The organism is Actinosynnema sp. NPDC059335 (genome assembly GCF_042752395.1).
In the GTDB taxonomy this organism is placed as follows: domain Bacteria; phylum Actinomycetota; class Actinomycetes; order Mycobacteriales; family Pseudonocardiaceae; genus Actinosynnema.
Genome location: NZ_JBHYXZ010000003.1, coordinates 65238 through 79822, shown reverse-complemented (window position 1 = coordinate 79822; position 14585 = coordinate 65238). Strand labels below are relative to the sequence as shown.

Annotated in this window: 12 protein-coding genes; 6 read left to right on the top strand and 6 right to left on the bottom strand. The window is 73.3% G+C overall.

The genetic code is table 11. The annotated features are described in order from the left end of the window. Positions 1-2: 2 nt before the first annotated feature. A complete protein-coding gene (locus tag ACFXGA_RS01620) occupies positions 3-314 on the bottom strand; it encodes a WXG100 family type VII secretion target (RefSeq protein ID WP_378083305.1) in 312 nt (103 codons plus the stop codon). Further along, on the bottom strand, positions 311-808 hold the full coding sequence (locus ACFXGA_RS01615) for a YbaB/EbfC family nucleoid-associated protein (RefSeq protein ID WP_378083303.1): 498 nt from the start codon (positions 806-808) through the stop codon (positions 311-313). Before ACFXGA_RS01615 ends, ACFXGA_RS01620 begins: the two co-directional genes overlap by 4 nt. 109 nt (positions 809-917) lie before the next feature. On the opposite strand from ACFXGA_RS01615, the gene ACFXGA_RS01610 reads away from it, so the two are divergent. Genes ACFXGA_RS01610 through ACFXGA_RS01595 form a run of 4 tightly spaced genes read left to right on the top strand, consistent with a single transcriptional unit; the run spans position 918 to position 4235 of the window. Next, positions 918-2126, top strand: coding sequence for an MFS transporter (locus tag ACFXGA_RS01610; RefSeq protein WP_378083301.1), 1209 nt, complete (start codon positions 918-920; stop codon positions 2124-2126). Then, the gene (locus ACFXGA_RS01605) at positions 2119-3048 is read left to right on the top strand and encodes a DMT family transporter (protein WP_378083299.1); all 930 of its coding nucleotides are present in this window, start codon (positions 2119-2121) and stop codon (positions 3046-3048) included. The genes ACFXGA_RS01610 and ACFXGA_RS01605 overlap by 8 nt, the downstream gene beginning before the upstream one ends. Positions 3049-3064: 16 nt before the next feature. Beyond that, positions 3065-3922 carry a bifunctional methylenetetrahydrofolate dehydrogenase/methenyltetrahydrofolate cyclohydrolase gene (locus tag ACFXGA_RS01600; RefSeq protein WP_378083296.1) on the top strand — a complete coding sequence of 286 codons (858 nt, stop codon included), beginning with the start codon at positions 3065-3067 and terminating at the stop codon, positions 3920-3922. Positions 3923-3941: 19 nt separating this feature from the next. Continuing rightward, positions 3942-4235 (top strand): DUF3017 domain-containing protein, encoded by a 294-nt coding sequence (locus ACFXGA_RS01595; protein WP_378083383.1) that lies wholly within the window; start codon positions 3942-3944, stop codon positions 4233-4235. Positions 4236-4418: 183 nt separating this feature from the next. On the opposite strand, the gene ACFXGA_RS01590 is transcribed toward ACFXGA_RS01595, so the two are convergent. Next, positions 4419-4982, bottom strand: coding sequence for a TetR/AcrR family transcriptional regulator (locus ACFXGA_RS01590; protein ID WP_378083295.1), 564 nt, complete (start codon positions 4980-4982; stop codon positions 4419-4421). Between the two features lie 79 nt (positions 4983-5061). Between ACFXGA_RS01590 and ACFXGA_RS01585 the strand changes: the two genes are divergently transcribed. Next, complete coding sequence (locus tag ACFXGA_RS01585) at positions 5062-5628, top strand: dihydrofolate reductase family protein (protein ID WP_378083293.1); 567 nt, start codon at positions 5062-5064, stop codon at positions 5626-5628. Between the two features lie 1274 nt (positions 5629-6902). Here the strand turns inward: ACFXGA_RS01585 and ACFXGA_RS01580 are convergent. The 3 genes from ACFXGA_RS01580 to ACFXGA_RS01570 form a co-directional block, all read right to left on the bottom strand. Continuing rightward, positions 6903-10199 (bottom strand): error-prone DNA polymerase, encoded by a 3297-nt coding sequence (locus ACFXGA_RS01580; RefSeq protein ID WP_378083291.1) that lies wholly within the window; start codon positions 10197-10199, stop codon positions 6903-6905. A 451-nt stretch (positions 10200-10650) separates the two neighbouring features. Next, the gene (locus ACFXGA_RS01575; RefSeq protein WP_378083381.1) at positions 10651-12216 is read right to left on the bottom strand and encodes a DNA polymerase Y family protein; all 1566 of its coding nucleotides are present in this window, start codon (positions 12214-12216) and stop codon (positions 10651-10653) included. Positions 12217-12252: 36 nt separating this feature from the next. Next, positions 12253-13371, bottom strand: a complete 1119-nt coding sequence (locus ACFXGA_RS01570; RefSeq protein WP_378083288.1) for a hypothetical protein — start codon at positions 13369-13371, stop codon at positions 12253-12255. Positions 13372-13574: 203 nt separating this feature from the next. On the opposite strand from ACFXGA_RS01570, the gene ACFXGA_RS01565 reads away from it, so the two are divergent. Next, entirely contained in the window at positions 13575-14453 is an 879-nt protein-coding gene (locus tag ACFXGA_RS01565; RefSeq protein ID WP_378083286.1) for a hypothetical protein, read from the top strand. Positions 14454-14585: the final 132 nt, after the last annotated feature.

Here is a 14585-nt window from a genome sequence, read left to right as displayed (position 1 = left end):
CCTCAGTAAGTCCGGGAGATCCCGGTCGCGTTGCCCTCGTCGGACCCCTCGTAGGCGTCGGCGGTCTGCTCCACGCCGGTGCGGATGTCGGCCAGGGCGCGGGCGAGGTTGCCGAACGCCTCCAGCGTGGCCTGCGAGTTGGGCACGTACTGCCGGGCGAACGCCTGCCCCGACTCGTCACCGCCCCAGCACTGCCCCTCCGCCCGCAACGCCGAGTCCAACGCCCGCAGCACGCCGTCGAGCGAGTCGCCCGCCGCCCCGAACCGGCCCGCGCCGCTGCGCAGCCCGGACACGCTGACCTCGAACCCGCTCACCAGCCACTCCTGTCCATGACGCTGTCGCCGTCGTCGTCGCGGGGGGGCGCCGCGGGCCGACGTGGCGACGGCTCGGGCACGACAGGTGGTCGGGGGATGAGGTCGGTCAGCGACGGCACGCCGGGCAGCATCTCCGACAGGTCGATGCTCGGCCCCTGCCGCGCCGGTGCGAGCACCTCGTTCAGCTCCGTGCGGGCCTGGGCGACGGCCCGTCGCACGGTCTCGGTGGCGAGCCTGGCCAGCTTGTCGGGCGTGGTGCGCTCGAAGGCGTTGGCGGAGAACTCCAGGGACGTCAGCGCGCCGGCGGAGTCGACCGTGGCGCGGACCGCGCCGTCGTCGGACACCGCGGTCGCCGTGATCGCCATGGCCTTGGCCTGCGTCTCCCGCAGCTCGGCGGTCTTCTCCCGCAGTTCGCCCAGGAGGGAGTCGACCTGCTCGCGCATGGCCGCGTTCCGCGCCTCCAGCTCGGCCCGGCGTCCGGTCGGATCGGTCACAGCTGTCCCCTCTGCGCGCCACCCACCGGTGCTGACGCTCACCGGGGCGCGCGGGTTCCCACGGATATTCGACACCGGTTTGTCGGTCGACGGGGGCAGAGTGTCACCCGTGCTGCGTCCGTACCGAGAACTCGCCGCGATACCCCACCTGCCGCGGCTGCTGTTGTGGTCCATGGTGGGCCGCATCCACCTGCCCGGGACGCCGCTGGCGGTGTCGTTCCTGATAGCCGGGTGGACGGGCTCGTACGCCGTGGCGGGCGTGGTCGGCGGCGCGTTGACGCTCGGCATGGGCGTCGCGGGGCCGCTGCGCGGTCGGGCGGCGGACCGGAGCCCCGCCGGGCGGTTGTTGCTGGTCACTTCGGCCGGCTACGGGGTGGGCATCGCGGTGCTGGGCGTGCTGCCCGCCGTCCTGCCCGGCTCGGCGTGGCCGGTGGCCGTGGTGGTGGGGTTCGTGACCGGGTCGTTCACGCCGCCGGTGACCGCGATGAGCCGGGCGAGCTTCCCCCGGTTGGCGGCGGGGCCGGCGCAGTCCGCGGTGTACACCGTCGAGGCGTCCATGCAGGAGGTCATGTACATCGTCAGCCCGGCGCTGGCGGCGACCGTCGTGGCGGTGTGGAACGCGCAGGCGGCGCTGTGGCTGAGCGGTGCGCTGGCGGTGTTCGGCGCGCTCGGGTTCGGTGTCGCGTTGCGGCGGGCGGGGCTGGACCAGCCGGTGGCGCGCGAGGCGAAACCCGGTGGGCGGACGTTGCTGCGCGACGGGTCGCTGGTGCTGGCGCTGGTGACGGCGTTGTTCATGGTGGCGTCGCTGGTGTCGATCGACATGGTGATCATCGCGTGGGCGCGTGACCTGGGCAGTCCGGGGATGGCGGGTGTGCTGACGGCGGTGTGGGGCATCGGGTCGGTGGTCGGCGGGTTGATCGCGGGCGGGTTCGCCGGACCGGCGCGGTTCACCCGGCGGATGCTGGTCATGGCGCTGGGCATCGCGCCGCTGGTGCTGGTCCTGCCGCCGGTGCGGGAACCGTCGTCGGCGTGGTTGATCGGGCTCGTGCTGGGGGTGGGCGGGCTGGCGATCGCCCCCGCCATCGCGGCCAACAACCAGCGGATCAGCGGGCTCGCGCCGGACGACCGCAAGGCGGAGGCGTTCGGCTGGATGGGCACGTTCACCACGGCGGGGTCGGCGTTGGCGCTGCCCGTGGCCGGGTCGCTGCTGGACCACTTCGGGCCGGCCGCGGCGGCCGGGGCGAGCGCGGCGGCGGCGTTGCTGGGCGCGCTGCTGGCGAGCCGGGTGCGGAACCGGAGGGCGGCCTCGGTTGGGTGACAAAGTGCGCCTGATCGGCGGACTCCTCGCGTTCGTCGGCGGGGTGTTCCTGGCCGTGCAGGGGCGGTTGAACGGCGAGTTGGGGCACGTGTTCGGCGACGGGTTCCTGGCCGCGCTGGTGTCGTTCGGCGGCGGGTTCGCGTTGTTGCTGCTGGGCGTGCCGACGACGGCGGCCGGGCGGGCCGGTCTGGCCCGGCTGCGGGCGTCCCTGCGAACCGGGCGGATCCGCTGGTGGCAGTGCGTCGGCGGGGCGTGCGGGGCGTTCTTCGTGTCCGCGCAGGGGTTGACGGTCGCGGCGCTGGGCGTGGCGGTGTTCACCGTGGCGGCGGTGGGCGCGCAGGCGGTGAGCAGCCTGGCGGTGGACCGGGCGGGGATCGGGCCGGCCGGCCGCGTGCCGCTGACCTGGCCGCGGGTGGCCGGTGCGGCGTTGGCCGTGGTGGCGGTCGCCGTGGCGGTGTCGGACGAGGTGGGCGGGGTGGGCGCGTTGTGGCTCGCGCTGCTGCCCGCGGCGGCCGGGATCGGCCTGGGCTGGCAGCAGGCGGTGAACGGGCTGGTGCGCGAGGCGGCGCGGAGCACGCGGGTGACCACGCTGGTCAACTTCGGCACCGGGACCGCCGTGCTGCTGGTCGTGTGCGCGGTGGACGTGGCGGTGCGCGGGCTGCCCTCGGTCGCGCCGGCCGAGCCGTGGTTCTACGCGGGCGGCGCGCTCGGGATCTGCACCATCGGCTCGGCCGTGCTGGCGGTGCGGTGGCTCGGGGTCCTGCTGGTCGGGCTGTGCCAGGTCGCCGGGCAGCTCGTCGGCGCGCTCGCGGTGGACGTCGTCGCTCCCGCCGCAGGTGGGCACGTGTCCGTGACCGCCTTGGTCGGCACGGCGTTGACGCTGATCGCGGTGGTGGTCGCCGCGTTGCCCGGCCGGCGGTGATGAGAGGATGAGGCACGTGACTGCGACGATCCTCAACGGCAGGGCCACCCGGGACGCGATCTTCGAAGACCTGCGCGCGCGGGTCGCCGCGTTGCGCGAGCGGGGGGTGACGCCGGGGCTGGCCACCGTGCTGGTCGGTGACGACCCGGGTTCGCACTCGTACGTGCGGGGCAAGCACCTGGCCTGCGAGAAGGTCGGCATCACGTCGATCCGCCGCGACCTGCCCGCGGACACCACGCAGGAGCAGCTCGAAGCGGTCATCGACGAGCTGAACGCCGACCCGGCGTGCACCGCGTACATCGTGCAGCTGCCGCTGCCCAAGCACCTCGACCCCAACCCGGTCCTGGAGCGCATCGACCCGCGCAAGGACGGCGACGGGCTGCACCCCGTCAACCTGGGCAAGCTGGTGCTCGGCGACGAGGCGCCGCTGCCCGCCACGCCGCGCGGCGTGGTGGAGCTGCTGCGCCGCTACGACGTGCCGCTGTCCGGGGCGAACGTGACCGTGGTCGGGCGCGGGGTGACGGTCGGTCGGCCCATCGGGCTGCTGCTGACCCGCCGGTCGGAGAACGCCACCGTGACGTTGTGCCACACCGGCACCAAGGATCTCGCCGCCGAGGTGCGACGGGCGGACATCGTGGTCGCGGGGGCGGGCAGCCCCGGGCTGATCACGGCGGACATGGTGAAGCCCGGCGCGGCCGTGGTCGACGTCGGCATCACCCGCACCGAGGCCGGCCTGGTGGGCGACGTGCACCCGGCCGTGGCCGAGGTGGCCGGGTTCCTCGCGCCGATCCCGGGTGGCGCGGGTCCGATGACCATTGCGATGCTGCTGACCAACACGGTCGAGGCAGCCGAGCGCGCGGTCGCGACGGCCTGAGGCGGGAGCGGTGGAGCTGTTGCCGGAGCAGCGCTGGCGGTCGGCGGCGGGCAAGCACCTGCCGTTCGCGCTGGTGCTGGGCGTCGTCGGGTTGGGTCTCGTGCGGATCGTGCAGTACCACTGGCGTCAGGGCGCGGTGCTGATCGGCGTCGCGCTGCTGATCGCGGCGCTGCTGCGGGTGCTGGTGACCGACGAGCAGGCAGGGCTGATCGCGATCCGGAGCCGCAGCGTGGACGCGCTGCTGTACAGCGGGTTGGGGTTCGCCGTGATCTTCGTGGCGATGACGATCATCGGCGGCCCGTTCGACCGCTGACCCGCACCTGATCGCTCCCGCACCTGATCGCTCCCGCACCCGATCGCTCCCGCACCCGATCGCTCCCGTGCCGGGTGTCGCCCACGTCCACCGGTGCCCGGTCGCGCATTCGCCCGGTCGCCTGCCTGCGCCTGCGCCCGAGTCGGGAGCCTTCGCCCGGTCGCGCCTGTCGCCCGATGACGCCTACGTCCGGTCGACCAACGCCGAGATCAGCTTGTTCATCTCCTCCTCGGGCAGCACGTCGGGCAGGGTCAGCCGCTCCACCATCAGCCCGCTCATCGCCAGGTAGAGCGACACGACCGTGGTGCGGTCGCCGGGCAGGCCGGCGTCCAGGTGGAACTGGATGTTCTGCTCCAGGTTGTCGCTGATCGTCTTGGTCAGCGCGGCCTGGAGTTCGGGCCGCCTGGTCGCCTCCAGCCGCAGCTCCAGCAGCGCCAGGTAGCCCGTGCGGTCGACCTGGAGCCGTTCCAGCAGCTCCTGCAACAGCCGCACCACGAGGCTCTTGTCCGGCGGCCGGGACATCGTCTCCGCCAGCCGCTGCGCGTCCGGCGTGAGCCGCACGTGGATGTGCTCGCCGACCTGCCGGAGCAGGTCGTCACGACTGGCGAAGTAGTTCGACGCGGTGCCGTTGGGCACCCGGGCCTCCTGGTCCACCGCGCGGAACGTGAGGCCCCGCGCACCGTCCCTGGCCAGCACTTCGATGGCCGCGTCGACGAGCGCGGTACGCCTGGTCGGGTTACGCACCATGATCCCTCCTTGACAACCACTGCGGCCATAGTACTACAGTCGCAGTGGTTCCACCCGACTCGACCAAACGGAGGACACGATGCGAAACCTCACCTACTTCGTCGCCACCTCGCTCGACGGCTTCATCGCCGACCCGAAGGGCGGTTTCGGCGACTTCCTGTTCGAGGGCGACCACATGACGGCCCTGTTCGAGGAGTACCCCGACACGTTGCCCGCGCAGTTGCGGGAGGCGATGGGCATCGACGCGCCGAACAAGAACTTCGACACGGTGGTGATGGGCCGCGCCACCTACCAGGTGCCGGGCGGCCTGCCGAGCCCGTACCCACACCTGCGGCAGTACGTGGTGTCGACCAGGCTCAGCACCGCGCCACCGGACGTCGAGGTCGTCGGCGACCCACTGACCAAGGTCCGCGAACTGAAGGAGGAGGCGGGCCTGGGCATCTGGCTGTGCGGCGGCGGCAGGCTGGCGGCCACCCTCCTGCCGGAGATCGACGAACTGGTCCTCAAAGTCCACCCGATCGTGTTGGGCAAGGGCATCCCCCTGTTCGCCGGCGAGTTCCCGACGACCCGCTTCGCCAAGGCCTCGACCAGAACCTTCGACACCGGCGTCGTCTTCACCAGCTACACCAAGGCAGACGCCTCCTAACCCCAACAACCCGCCCCTACCTCCGTCTCCACCCCAACCGCCGCCCTACCGGCCGCTCGAACCCCCTGCGCCCAGCCGAACCGAGCGCACGTCGCCCTTCCCCCCTGCCACCAACCCGCCCCCTCCAGCCCGGCCCTGCTCTGCTCGCCCTACCTACGAACCCTCAGGCCAGTCACCCGAGGCGCACCCCCATCGGAACGGGCTGGCAGAGCAGGTCGGTCGCCGGTAGGCGGGTTGGCGACCAAGCGAACCTGCAGTACCGGAGACCTCGTGACCAGCGGGGCGGTTCGATCTGACCGACGCGCAGTGGGCGCTGTTGCGACCTCTGCCACCTGTCGGCGTGAAGCCGGGCCGTCCGCCGAAGTGGAGCAAGCAGCAGTCGATCGACGGCATTCGGTGGTGGGGTGCAGGTCGGTGTCCCGTGGCGCGACATCCCGCCCGTCTACGGGTCTTGGCAGACCGACCGTCTGCGGGTTGTTCCGCCGCCGGCAGCGGGCCTGGGTCTGGCAACGGGTGCTGATCGCATTGCAGGCCCGTGCCGAGACCGACGGGGCTGATCGTGTGGGACGTGTCGGTGGATTCGACGATCATGCGGGCACCGGCACGCCGCCGGTGCCCGCAAAAGGGAACCCGCGGGTCGAACCGCCCGACACCCCGCCCAGCGGGACCGAGCCCGACGATCACGGGTTGGGCCGGTCGCGGGGTGGGTGGACCAGCACGCTGCACCTGGCCTGCGGGGAGGGCCGCCGTCCGTTGCCGCTGCTGCTTACCACCGGTCAGCGGGGTGGCAGCCCGCAGTTCACCCCTGTGATCGAGGCGATCCGGGTGCCCCCGACCGGGTGGCGGCCGGGCTCGCACCCGCCCGGATCGGGTGCCGGCGGACGCGGCCTACAGCTCGGAGGCCAACCGCGCCTCACCTGTGCCGCCGCGGGTATCGCCCAACCCCGGGGCCAGACCGCCCACCGCAAGGCCAAGGCTCCATCGGTGGGCGACCACCGACGTTCGGCAAGGAGATCTACAAGCAGCGTCACGCTGTCGAGTGCGGCATCGACCTGTTCAAGCAGCACCGGGCGTGGCCACGCGATACGACAAGTTCGCCGTTCGCTACCAGGCCACCGTCCACATTGCCGCCATCGACATCTGGCTGCGCCACGTGCAGGACACGACCCAGGCGCGTCCGGCCGTGGCGGGTCGGGCAGGGCACGGCGGCTCGGGCAGGGCTGCGGCAGGTGGTTGGAGCTGTAAGAGAGGTGGTGTGAAGGAGGTGGTGTGGTTCATCGGAAGTCGCGAGAGCGGGAGGGGATGCGCAGGTCCAGGTGTTGCAGGCGTTCGGCGCGGATGCTGATCACGCCTTCCGCCGACTCGACCACGCCCCTGACGAGCAGGGCGGGGCTGGTTCGGGCCACTTTGCGGTAGCGGGCCCACAGGCCCGTGGTGCAGACGACGTTGACCATGCCCGTCTCGTCCTCGATGTTGAGGAACGTGACACCGCCCGCCGTCCCGGGGCGTTGCCGGTGGGTCACCGCGCCACCGATCAACACCCTGGTGCCGTTCGGCACCTTGGCCAGCTCGGCCGTGGGCAGGGCACCGAGGCTGGTCAGCCGCTCCCGCACGAACTCGGTCGGGAAGCTGTCCGGTGACAGGCCCATCGCCCACACGTCCGCGACGGCCAGCTCGACCTCGTCCATGCCGGGCAGGGCCGGGGCGTCGGTGCCGACCACGGTGCCGGGCAGGCGGTCGGGGCGGATCTTCGCCACGGCACCCGCCGACCACAGCGCGGCACGCCGGTCGAGGCCGAAGCAGCCGAACGCGCCCGCGGTGGCCATGGCCTCCACCTGCGCGGTGGTCAGGCGGACCCGCGCACCGAAGTCCGCCATGTCCCGGAACGGGCCCGCCTCCCGTTGCGCGACCACGCTTTCGGCGACCTCCTGACCAATGGTCCGGATGCCGCCCAGGCCGATGCGCACGGCCTGCTCGCCGTCCACCGACTCGAGGGTGGCGTGGGCGAGGCTGGCGTTCACGTCCGGCCCCAGCACGCGCACGCCGTGGCGGCGGGCGTCGGCGACCAACGACTGAGGGGAGTAGAAGCCCATGGGCTGAGCACGCAACAACGCCGCGCAGAACGCGGCCGGGTGGTAGAGCTTGAACCAGGCGCTGACGAACACGAGGTGCGCGAAGCTGAGCGCGTGGCTCTCCGGGAAGCCGAAGTTGGCGAACGCCAACAGCTTCGCGTAGATCTTCTCGGCCGGCTCGTGACCGATGCCGTTGGCCAGGGCACCTTCGTAGAAGCGCTCGCGGAGGCGTTCCATGCGGTGCGTGGAGCGTTTCGCGCCCATGGCGCGCCGCAGCTCGTCGGCCTCGGCGGGGCTGAAGTCGGCCACGTCGACGGCGATCTGCATCAGCTGTTCCTGGAACAGCGGCACGCCGAGCGTCTTCTTGAGCGCGCCCTCCAGCAGGGGGTGGTCGTAGTCCCACTTCTCCTTGCCGTTGCGCCTGCGGATGTAGGGGTGCACCGAACCGCCCTGGATGGGCCCGGGGCGGATCAGCGCCACCTCCACCACCAGGTCGTAGAACGTCCGCGGCTTGAGCCGGGGCAGGGTGGCCATCTGGGCGCGGCTCTCCACCTGGAAGACACCGACCGAGTCGGCGCGTTGCAGCATCTCGTAGACGCGCTGGTCGTCCAGGTCGAGGTTGCCGATGTCGACCTCGACGCCCTCGTGCTCGCGCACCAGGTCGATGGCGTAGTGCAACGCCGAGAGCATGCCCAGCCCGAGCAGGTCGAACTTGACCAACCCGATGGAGGCGCAATCGTCCTTGTCCCACTGCAACACCGTGCGGTCGGTCATCCGGGCCTTCTCCACCGGGCACACCTCGCTGACCGGACGGTCGCAGATGACCATGCCGCCGGAGTGGATGCCGAGGTGGCGCGGGAAGTTCTCCAGCTCTGCGGCCAGCTCCAGGACCGGGCGCGGTATCCCACCTTCGTCCACTGTGGACCTCAGCGGCCCCCAGCGGTCGATCTGCTTGCTCCACGCGTCCTGCTGGCCGACCGAGTAGCCGAGCGCCCGCGCCACGTCCCGGATCGCCGACCGGCCGCGGTAGCTGATGACGTTGGCGACCTGGGCGGCGTGGCGTCGGCCGTACTTGCGGTAGACGTACTGGATGACCTCCTCGCGGCGGTCGGACTCGATGTCGAGGTCGATGTCGGGCGGGCCGTCGCGGGCCGGGGCCAGGAAGCGCTCGAAGAGGAGGTCGAAGCGGACCGCGTCGACGTTGGTGATGCCAAGGGCGTAGCAGACGGCGGAGTTCGCGGCCGACCCGCGGCCTTGGCAGAGGATGTCGTTGCGCCGGCAGAACGACACGATGTCGTGCACGACGAGGAAGTAGCCGGGGAAGTTCAACTCCTCGATGATCTTCAGCTCGTGCTCGACCTGTCGGTACGCCCTGGGGTTCTCGCCGATCGAGCGGTAGCGGCGGGCCGCGCCCTCGTAGGTCAGCTCACGCAGGTAGCTGTTCTCGTCGTGGCCGGGCGGCACGTCGAACGGCGGCAGTTGCGGCGCGATCAGCTTGAGGTCGAACTGGCACTGCATGCCGAGCACGGCCGACCGGTGGACCGCGCCGGGGAACCGGGCGAACCGGCGGGCCATCTCCTCCCCCGACCGCAGGCACGCCGTGCGGCCGGGCGGCAGCCAGCCCGCCATCTCGTCCAGGCTGCGCCGCGCCCGCACCGCCGCCATCGCCGCCGCCAACCGGCCGCGCGCGGGCACCGCGTAGTGCACGGCGTTCGTCGCCACGGTCGGCAGCCCCAGCTCGTGGGCCATGCCCCAGAACAGGTCGTTGCGCGGGCCGTCCTCGGGGTAGCCGTGGTCGGTCAGCTCCACGAACACCCGGTCCGCCCCGTACAGGTCGACCAGCTCGCGCAACCGGGCGAACGCCGCCTCCGGCCCTTCCCGCGCCAACGCCCGCCGCACCGCGCCCTTGCGGCAGCCGGTGAGCACGACGCAGTCGTCCCGGGTGTCCGCGACGACCTCCTCCAGCCGGTAGACCGGCCGCCCCTTCTCGCTGCCGTCCGCCAACTGACCGGTGGTGATGGTGCGGCACAACGCGTGGTAGCCGTCGCTGTTGGTGGCCAGCAGGAGCAGGTGCTCGCCCTCCGGGTCGGGCTCCCCGGTCCGCGGCGTGGACAACCCGAGGCTCAGCTCGGTGCCGAACACCGTCCGCACGCCCAGCTCCTTGGCGGCCTCGGCGAACCGCACCACCCCGTACATGCCGTCGTGGTCGGTCAGCGCCACCCCGTCCAGCCCGAGCTGCTGCGCCGCCTCCACCAGCTCCTCCGGGTGGCTCGCGCCGTCGAGGAAGCTGAAGTTGGAGTGGCAGTGCAGCTCGACGTACGGCACGCGGGCGCGCGTGGCCCCGAGGTCGTCCACCTTGACCGCGAAGTCGGGCGGCGCTTCGTAGCGCTCGCGGCGGTGCGTCCACGCCGGGCTGTCGCCGCCGTCCGGTGCCGGTGGCTTCCCGGACAACGCGCGCTCCAGCTCCGACCAGCGGACCGGGGGGTTGTTCCAGCCCATCAGCGCGGCTCGTCCCCACGCGGCTCGTGCCGGCGCGGATCATCCCGATGGGGCTCGTGCCGGGACGGGTTCCGGCGCGACTCGTCCCGATGAGGCTCGTGCCGGGACGGGTTCCGGCGCGACTCGTCCCGAGGGGCCTTGTGGCGGGACGGGTTCCGGCGCGACTCGTCCCGAGGGGCCTTGTGGCGGGACGGGTTCCGGGGCGACTCGTCCCGGGAGGCCGCGTGGCGGGGCGGGTTCCGGCGTGGTTCGTCCCGGGGCGGCGAGTCGTCGAGGGCTCGCCGGGGTGTCGGGATCGTCGGCTCCGCCGGGGGCAGTCGCGCCGGGAGCCAGCCGAAGCTCACCACGTAGGCCGGTCCGCCGCGCTGCTCCGGCACGTCGGGAGATCCGGCGCAGCCGTCCAGCCACTCGGCCAGACCACGACGGTCCGGCTCGGGAACGTCACCGCTCATCAGTCGTACACCCCTTCCACCGCCCACTTGCCTCCCGCGCGGATCAGCAGGAACGCCTGTTCCTCGCCGTCCGCCGCGGCTCCCAGCACCTGCAGTCGGGCACCGCGCATCGCGGTCTCCGCGTCCCACCAGCGCTCGTCCACCGGCCACGGCCCCGACCACGCCACGACCTGCCGCGCCCGACCGCCGTGCACGATCCGGTGCGGCCGCACGACCAGTTCGGCGTAGCCGGTGACCACCACGTCCGCGCCCGACTCGTCCAGCAGCGCGACCGGTTCGGGCTCGGCGAACACCGTCGCGGGCGACGGCGCGGGCAACTGCCCCGGCCACGGTTCGCCCGGGTCGGCCGCCGGGGTGCGCTCGTCGCCCCACGGCACCAGCCGCACCCGCTCGACCGGCCCGCGACCGCCGCCGAGCACGGGTGTGAGCACAGCGTCCGGCCCGAGCAGGCCCTGGACGTGCACCATCGCGCGGGCCGCGCGTTCTGCCGCCTCGCCCTGGTCCCGGCCCGCGCCCGGCCACAGGCCCAGTTGCAGGGCGGTGGCGTCGACCACCTCCTCCGGGTCGAGGCGGAGCAGGTGGATGCCGGACGTGAGCCGGGTCCGGGTGAGCCAGCCGTCGAGCTGCCAGCGGACCCGGTCCGCGATGCCCTGCGGGGTGAGCGGTTCGGCGCAGCGCCACACCCGGTGCAGCTCCTCGCCGTTCTCGGTGGTGGCCCGGATGCCGAGGCGGGTGCAGGCCAGGCCCCGGTCGGCGAGGCCCGCGTGCAGGCGTTCGGCGAGGCCCCTGGCCGCGAACGCCGCCGCGTCGACCCGGTCGATCGGCGGGTCGAGGTCCCGGGTGACGGACAGCTCGGGTGGCGGGCGGCGTCGGGACCGGGGACGTTCCTCCAGGCCGGAGGCCAGCCGGTGGGCGAGCGCGGCGGCGCGGCCGAAGCGGGTCGCGACGTCCCGCTCGGGCACGGCGGCGAACGCGCCCAGGGTGCGCAGGCCGAGGCGGCGCAGCAGGTCGACCAGCTCGGCCCGGTCCGCGCGGTGCTCGGCGGGCTGGTCCAGCTCGGTGATGCCCAGCGGCGCGAGGAACTCCCTCGTCGCGCCGGGCGGCACGATCAGCCCGCGGTGCGCGGCCAGGGTCGCCGCGAACAGCCCGTCGGCGAACCCCACCTGCGCCTCGACCCCGGCCCGCACCGCGACGTGGTCGACCAGGCGCTCGGCGGCCAGCTCGGCGGACGAGTAGTAGCCGACCGGCCCCTTCGCCGCGACCACCACCAGCCCCGGCCGGACCACCTCGATGCCGGGCGCGAGTTCCTCCACCGCCGCCGCGACCGGTTCGAAGCGGCGGGCGTCGCGGACCTCGTCGTACTCGAAGACGACCAGCTCGGGGCACTGCCCCTGGGCCGCGCGCCGCCGCATCCCGCGCCGCACCCCTTCGGCACGCGCGACCGCCGAGCAGGCCACGATTTCACCCGATCTGACGACGGCGGCAGGCAGGTGGGGCGGGTGCGACGCCTCGGCGGAGGCCGCCACCACCGGCCAGTCGGGACACCAAACGGCAAGCGTGTACAGGAGTTCACCTCTTCGGGGAGTCGGGTTGGCGGAGGGTCACGCCGCCTCGGCGACGGGGAACGCGGGCGGGACGACGGCTAACAGCGATCGGCCAACGGTTCGCCACGGCAAGGGATCCGCAGGCGGCAGCGAACCCTCCACGGCCGCCGGCGGCGACGGATCCGCGGTCGGCGAGAGATCCGCCGGCGGCGCAAGCGGGAGAGCGGCAGGCGGTGGTCGCAAGGGAGCTGCGGTCGGCGGGGCCGATGGGCCGGCGGACCGCGGCGCGGGTTCGCCGCTCAGCGCGGGTCCGCCGGCCAACGCGGACTCGCCGCTCAACGGAGGAGCGCCGTTCAGCGCAGGAGCACTGGCCAACGGAGGAGCGCCGGTCAAGGCAGGAGCGCCGGTCAACGGAGAAGCGCCGGCCAACGCGGGAGCACCGGCCAACGCGGGAGCACCGGCCGGCGCAGGAGCGCCCGCCGACGGAGGAGCGGTGGTCGGCGGAGGAGCGGTGGTGGGGACCGGGACCAGGGAGGGCTTCGGTGGGGTCGGGGCGGTGGTGCCGGGTAGCAGGAAGGTGGTCTGCCGGGGGCGCGCGGCGGCTCCGCGGCCGGTTGCCCGGACGGTGATGGTGCGGGTGGTCAGCAGGCCGTGACCGGCCTCCAGGCCGGACCACCGGGCGGAGGTCGCGGTCAGTTCCACGTCCGCGCCCGGCCACGGGATGGTGAAGGGCAGCAGGACCGACTTGCGGTTGCGGGCCCTCGCGGCGAGCTTGCGGGCGGTCGCCGGGGTGACCGGTGTGGCCACCGCGACCAGGTCGAACCCGTCCAGCAGCGCGGCCACGGTCTTCTCGACCTCGCCCTGGTCCCGACCCGGGCGGGGAACCAGGGCCAGCCGGTGGACGGCCACGCCCAACTCGGCCGCCGCGAGCGCCCCGCACCCCGGCAGGCCGACCACGGCCGCCCAGCAGCCTTCCGCCGTCGCCTCGGCCACCAGCGCGAGCAGCAACGATGTCGCCCCGCGCACCGACACCGTGCTGCCCCGCCTCAGGCCGCCCCACGGGAGGAGCCCTGCCAGTTCCCCGCGAACCGGCAGGGTCCGAGCCGGTGCCGCGGTCAGCTCGCCGGCCGCGCCTACCCCGAGCGCGGTCAACGTCGCCGTTGCCGACCTGGACACCCGCCCTCCTCCCAACCGATCCGCGCGCACCCCTGTGCGCGGATCGCCGTGGGAAGTTCGGCGACCTTTGCCTCTCGAACACCTGTTCGAACGACGGGTCGATCTTATCGCGAAGGAACCACCCGCTGTCAATGCCGGCGAGGTCCCCGATCGGGTGGCCGGCAGACTGCTCCGCGCGCACCGACCGCACCACGGGGGGAACCGTGAACGCACCTCAGGACCCGCAGAACCCGCAGTACCCGCCCCAGCCCCGGCCGAATCCCGGTTACGCGCCCCAACCCGGCTACGGCCCGCCGGATCCCCGGCAGCACGCCGGGTACGGCCCGCCACCGGAGTTCCGGCAGCCGGGGTTCGAGCAGACCGCGGTCCAGCAGCCCGGGGCTCAGCAGCCGGCGTTCCAGCAGCCCGGCTTCCAGCAGCCGGGGCAGCCCGGGTTCCCGCACCAGCCGGGCGCGTACGGTCCGCCCGGGAAGAACCGCACCGGCCTGGTCGTCGGCATCGCGATCGGCGTCGTCGCGCTCGTCGTGGCCGGCGTCTTCGGCTCGATGTACCTGGAGTACGTCGAGGAGCCCGGCGGCGGACCGGGCACCGAGCCGATCGCCGGCTGCGAGCTGAGCGCCGACCTCAGGTCACAGGCCCGCGTCAGCAGCTTCCGCCTCATCCAGGCCCCGACCGACGCCAGGAAGGGCATGAAGCAGAGCCACTGCGCGTGGGAGCAGACCGCGGGCAGGGACGGTCGCGACCCGCGCCGCCTCAGCTTCCTCGTCTACGACTTCACCACGTTCTCCGACAAGCCCGACCGCAACGTCGAGCAGGCCCACGGCAACTACACGAGCTTCATGTCCTACGCCAACGGCGAGCAGGCCAAGGTCATCGACGACCTCGGCGACGAAGCGATGATCATCATCCCGGCCTCGCCGACCGACCTGACCGAGGTGAACCTCGTCGTCCGCAAGGGCACGGTCGTGTGGAACATCCGGTACCAGGGCCGCGACAAGGGCTTCTTCTCCGACTCGGCGTTCCCCGTCGCCGACGCCGAGGCGGTCGCCCGCCGCACGGCCGAGGAGCTGACCTCCCGCTGACGCGGAACGGCCCGGGGGGGCCCCCCCCCGCGGGGGGCCCCCCGGCCCCCCGGACAAAATGGCGCAGTGGGGCGGGGCGGGGCCGGGCAACCACCCCCCCGCCCCCCCCCCCCCCCCCCGCCCCCCCGCCGC